This window comes from uncultured Oscillibacter sp. (assembly GCF_910584465.1).
Taxonomy (GTDB): Bacteria; Bacillota; Clostridia; order Oscillospirales; family Oscillospiraceae; genus Oscillibacter.
In genome coordinates this window covers 1-5133 of sequence record NZ_CAJUBK010000101.1, presented here as the reverse complement: position 1 = coordinate 5133, position 5133 = coordinate 1, and the positions used below count along the sequence as shown (strand labels likewise).

4 protein-coding genes are annotated in these 5133 nt (G+C 70.3%); 1 reads left to right on the top strand and 3 read right to left on the bottom strand.

The window, feature by feature from the left end; genetic code table 11:
• The coding region (locus QZ332_RS13025; protein ID WP_295766205.1) for a hypothetical protein at positions 1 to 287 on the bottom strand (287 nt) is incomplete at its 3' end.
• 337 nt (positions 288 to 624) lie between these two features.
• On the opposite strand from QZ332_RS13025, the gene QZ332_RS13020 reads away from it, so the two are divergent.
• Positions 625 to 2142: a YifB family Mg chelatase-like AAA ATPase gene (locus QZ332_RS13020; protein WP_295766203.1), complete on the top strand. Its 1518-nt coding sequence runs from the start codon at positions 625 to 627 to the stop codon at positions 2140 to 2142.
• Positions 2143 to 2251: 109 nt separating this feature from the next.
• Here the strand turns inward: QZ332_RS13020 and QZ332_RS13015 are convergent, their stop codons facing one another.
• Together QZ332_RS13015 and QZ332_RS13010 are read right to left on the bottom strand one after the other, a co-directional pair.
• Positions 2252 to 2986, bottom strand: a complete 735-nt coding sequence (locus QZ332_RS13015; RefSeq protein WP_363324012.1) for a carboxymuconolactone decarboxylase family protein — start codon at positions 2984 to 2986, stop codon at positions 2252 to 2254.
• Between the two features lie 302 nt (positions 2987 to 3288).
• Positions 3289 to 4815, bottom strand: coding sequence for a flavodoxin (locus QZ332_RS13010; protein ID WP_295766201.1), 1527 nt, complete (start codon positions 4813 to 4815; stop codon positions 3289 to 3291).
• Between the last annotated feature and the right edge of the window lie 318 nt (positions 4816 to 5133).

Below are 5133 nucleotides of genomic sequence, written 5' to 3'. Positions count from 1 at the left end.
TTGGGGATCATCAGCAGCAGGCCCTGAGAGGCGGTGTAGGTGGTGGTCATCGCACCGGTGGCCAGGGAGCCGTGGACCGTGCCGGAAGCGCCGGCCTCAGACTGCATCTCCACGACCTTGACGGTGGTGCCGAAGATGTTTTTCTGACCCGCGGCGGACCACTGGTCGACCAAGTCTGCCATGGGCGAAGACGGGGTGATGGGATAGATGCCCGCCACCTCGGTGAACGCGTAGCTGACGTACGCAGCCGCGTTGTTGCCGTCCATGGACTTGAACTTTCTTGCCATAAACTTACCTCCTGTAAATTTGCCGTCCGGGGACGGCGGTCTCTCCAAGACAGGACACCCGGGCGCTCTCCCTCCGGATGCCCATGCGGTCTCATTATAGCACGGCTCTTTCCCAGTGTAAACCGCCGCTTTGTTATTTTTTGCACAAATTTTGTCAAAATTTCTTGACGGGTAAATTTCCCGCCTTCATCCGGGGAAACGGACCGGAGGTGGGTCCGTCCGGTGCTCCCCACGCCTATGATGGCCCTGCAAAAAAAGCGATTTCCCCTGTCCACCTTCCCTCCCGGCCGTTTCTGTGGTATAGTAGGGAGGAAACATTCACGGGGAGGGTCCTATCATGGTCGTCACAGTTCGTTCCCTTGGTCTCAGCGGCGTCTCCGGCTACGAGGTCAGCGCGGAGTGCTTCCTCTCCGGGGGCCTCCCGGCCTTCGATGTGGTGGGCCTGCCCGACGCCGCCGTCCGGGAGGCCCGGGAGCGGGTCCGGGCGGCGGTGAAGAACTGCGGGGCCAAGTTCCCCGTCAGCCGCATCACCGTGAACCTGGCCCCGGCGGGGCAGAAGAAGGCGGGGACCATCTACGACCTGCCGATCTTCGTCGGCCTCCTGGCGGCGGGCGGCGATCTCCCCGCGCCTCCGGCGGACGCGGCCTTCATCGGCGAGCTGTCCCTGACCGGGTCGCTGCGGAGCGTGACGGGCGTCCTCCCCATGGCCCTGGCGGCGGCGCGGGCCGGCATCCGCCGGCTCTTCGTCCCCGCCGCCAACGCCGCCGAGGCCACGCTGGCCGGCGGCCTCACCGTCTACGGCGTGGAAAACGTGGCGGCGCTGACGGCCCACCTCCGGGGGGAGGCCCTCCTCCCGCCCGCTCCGGCCTGGACGCCGGGGGAGGACGAGGCGGGCCTGCCGGACCTCCGGGACGTGATGGGCCAGGAGAACGTGAAGCGGGCCCTGGAGATCGCCGCCGCGGGCGGGCACAACCTCTTGCTCATCGGGTCGCCCGGCGCGGGGAAGTCCATGCTGGCCAAGCGCCTGCCCTCCATCCTGCCGGACATGAGCCGGGAGGAGGCCCTGGCGGCTTCCGGCGTGTGGTCCGTGGCGGGGCTGACGGACCCGGAGCGCCCCCTGCTGACCCGCCGGCCCTTCCGCAGCCCCCACCACTCCTGCTCCGCCTCCGCCCTGACCGGGGGCGGCTCCGCCATGCGGCCCGGGGAGATCTCCCTGGCCCACAACGGCGTGCTGTTCCTGGACGAGCTGCCGGAGTTCCGCCGGGACGCGCTGGAGGCCCTGCGCCAGCCGCTGGAGGACGGGGAGGTCACGGTCTCCCGGGCCGGGGGCACCATGCGCCTGCCCGCCCGGTTCCAGCTGGTCTGCGCCATGAACCCCTGCCGCTGCGGCTGGCGGGGGCATCCGGACCGGCGCTGCACCTGCTCCGACCGGGAGCGGGAGCGGTATGTGGAGAAGATCTCCGGCCCCCTGCTGGACCGCATCGACCTCCATGTCTCCGTGCCGTCCGTGGAATACGAGGCCATGCGCCGGGCAGAGGAGCCGGAGCCCTCGGCGGCGGTCAAGGCCCGGGTGGACGCCGCCAGGGCCATCCAGGCCAGGCGCCTGGCGGGCAGCGGGCAGAGCTGCAACGCCCAGATCGCCCCCGCCCAGATGGGCCGGTTCTGCCGCCTGGACGCCGCCGGGGAGGCGCTGATGAAAAGCGCCTTCCAGCGCATGGGCCTGACGGCCCGGTCCCACGACCGCATCCTCCGGGTGGCCCGGACCATCGCCGATCTGGACGGAGAGGCGGACATCGGGGCGGCGCACCTGGCGGAGGCCATCCAGTACCGGGACACGGACATCCTGAAAGGATGACGGAGGGCGGAGGCCCGCCGCGGGACGGCCCCCATGGGGGAGCTGCCTCGCGGCGGGCCTTCCTCGTATCATCCGGGACGGCTTGGGCAGGGGCCGGGGGCGCATCCCCTCAGTCCAGCGCCCCGTACTGCGCGTCGTCCACGGCCTCGCACCACTCGGTGGAGCAGTCCTCGCCGGGGGCCTCGAGGGCCACGTGGCTGAACCAGGAGCCCTTCGCCGCGCCGTGCCAGTGCTTCACCCCGGCGGGGACGTACACCACGTCGCCGGGGCCGAGCTCCCGGGCGTCCTGCCCCCACGCCTGATACCAGCCCCGGCCGTCCGTGCAGAGGAGGATCTGCCCGCCGCCCTTGGAGGCATGGTGGATGTGCCAGTCGTTCCGGCAGCCCGGCTCGAAGGTGACGTTGGCCAGGAAGAGCGTCTCCCCGGGGTCCGTCAGGGGCTTGAGATAGGACTTGCCGGTGAAATGCCGGGCATAGGCTTCGTTGGGCGTGCCCAGGCCGAAGAGGCCCCCGTCCGCGCCGCCGTCGTCCTTGTAGACCTCCACCGCCGCGCGGAACGCCGCCCAGGCGTTGGGCCACCCGGCGTAGAAGGCCAGGTGGGTGAGGATCTCCGCCATCTCGTCCCTGGTGACGCCGTTCTTTTTGGCGTTGACCAGATGGAACTGGAAGGAGCTGTCCACCAGCCCCTTGCTCACCAGGGCGGAGACGGTGAGGATGGAGCGCATCTTCAGGGACAGTCCCCATTCCCGGCTCCAGACCTCACCGAAGAGCACGTCGTCGTTCAGCTCCGCGAACTTGGGGGCGAACCCGCCCAGCTGATCCCTGCCTGCCGTCTGTTTCACCATGATCGATCTCCTCCGTTCATCTTTGTAGTTTGGATCTGCTGAGGTGTTTGGCGGTCCCCGCCTTGCTGCGGCCGATGGCCTCGCCAGGCCCCGGGTCCGGGGCGGCCATGTCCTCCATGGCCTGCCCGGAGACCGCCGCCGGGGGGAGGCCCGTGAGGCGGTCCCGCCGGGCCCCTGCCGGGGCGGGAGGCGGTCCGGCCTCTTCCGACCTGGGCCCAGGGCGGGGAGGGGCCTCCATAGGGCCCCCCTGCCGGGGCGGCCCCGCGGACTGGGCCGCGGGAGGCTTGCTCCGCCGTCCCGTGTCAGCCCAGGGAGAAGGTGACGGACACGTCCCCGCCGCCCAGGATCTCCCGCAGCTCCGCCGCGCCGGCATCGTCGATGCGGCCCAGGCGGGTGAGGTCCCAGGAGTTGGGCGCGTAATAGAGGACGATCTTATCGCCCTGGTAGAGGATGATGTCCCCCGCCTGGGTGTCGATCGGCTCATCGTTGGCGGGGAGGCTCCGGCCCAGGGGGCCCACCTTCTCCATGCCGGCGTAGTCGTGCATCTCGATGGTGCGGGGGCCCTCCGCCAGCAGGTCCCGGAAGGCCCGGGCGGAGGAGTTGTCCGAAAGCGCTGCGGTGAGGGTGACGCCGTTGACCGTGATATCCAGCGCCGGGGAGGCTCCCTCCGCGTCCGCCTCCGCCGCGGATGCGGCGGGCAGGTCCAATCCGCCGGCCCAGGACCCCACGTCGTCCCGGGACGCGCCGCCGCTGAACCGCCGGCCCTCCAGCCAGACGGCATCGGGGGCGGAGGCCCGGAGGCCCGCGGCGCTGGAGCCGATCCCGCTGCTGCCGGAGGTGCAGAAGGGCACGATGATCCTGCCTCCGAAGTCCGCGCTCTCCAGGAAGGTATAGAGGATTTTGGGCGCCTGGCCGTGCCAGATGGGGTAGCCCAGGAAGACGGCGTCATAGTCCGACAGATCCGGGAGCGCGCCGGAGATGGCCGGACGGGCGAGAGCGTCGCCCTGCTCCCGGTTGGCGCGGCAGTTTGGATCGGTGTAGTCCAGGTCGGCGGGGGTGTAGGGGATCTCCGGGACGATCCGGTAGAGGTCCGCGCCCAGGACCGCCTCCAGGTGCTTGGCGATGGCTTCGGTGCTGCCGGTGTTGGAGAAGTAGGCGATCAGGACCCTGCCGCCTCCGCCGGGAGCGGGGGCCGGAGCGGGAGCGGGCGTTTCGCCGCCGGGCAGGCGGCGGTACTGATACAGGGCGGAGACCACCTCCGCCCGTGTGGCGGGCGTCCGGGGATCGAAGCGCCCGCCGGCCCGGAGGGCCAGGATGCCGTTCGCCTGGGACCAGTCTGCCGCCGTCCGGGCGTAGGCGGCGATGGCGCTCTCGTCCGGGAGATCCTCTGCGGACGCCTCGGGGCTCCCGGCCCAGCGCCAGAGGATGGTGATGAGCTGCTGGCGGGTGACGGGGTCGTCCGCGCCGAAGCGCCCGTCGGCGTAGCCGTTCACCAGGCCGCTGTCCGCCGCCCAGGCGGCGGCGCCGGCATAATAGGCCGTGGGGGCCACGTCGGGGAAGCGGACGGTCCCGGAGACGGCGGGGCTCCCGGCGGAGCGGTGGAAGATCGCCGCCATCTGGGCGCGGGTGACGGGGTCGTCCGCACCGAAGCGGCCGCTGCCGTAGCCGGTGACGTAGCCGTTCTCCGCCGCCCAGCGGACCGCTGCCGCATAGGGGGCATCGCCGTCCACGTCCGAGAAGGCGGTCTCCTCCGCCGAGACCATGGCGGTCAGGGCCAGCGCCATACAAAGCGCCAGCGCGAGGGCATAGGATCGTTTCGTCCTTTCCATGGGGATCTTCCTTTCCATTCGTGAGATGATGCGGCCCGTCCCCGGCGTCCGGCGGGACAGGGGAGAGCGGGGCCGCCTGTTCGACAGCTCCGATTTTATCCGATGAGGCTTGCGATGTAAAATACTTTGTCGCTATCCCTTCCCATGCCTGGAAGGCATGAAAGAAGCTCCAGCACCCTCCCGATGCTGGAGCTTCCCTTGGAGTATGCGGCCATGATGGATGAGGCCATGACCGTTTTTTGAAAACAGCCCCGCGTCCCCCGTCCCCCTCGTCCCCGCGTCCAGCGGAGCGAGTCGGGGGCGAAAGCGAAGAGATCC

Excerpts from the sequence above, each read along its gene's own strand:
- QZ332_RS13020 (WP_295766203.1), top strand. The coding sequence starts at position 625 with ATGGTCGTCACAGTTCGTTCCCTTGGTCTCAGCGGCGTCTCCGGCTAC.
- QZ332_RS13010 (WP_295766201.1), bottom strand. The coding sequence starts at position 4,815 with ATGGAAAGGACGAAACGATCCTATGCCCTCGCGCTGGCGCTTTGTATG.
- QZ332_RS13015 (WP_363324012.1), bottom strand. The coding sequence starts at position 2,986 with ATGGTGAAACAGACGGCAGGCAGGGATCAGCTGGGCGGGTTCGCCCCC.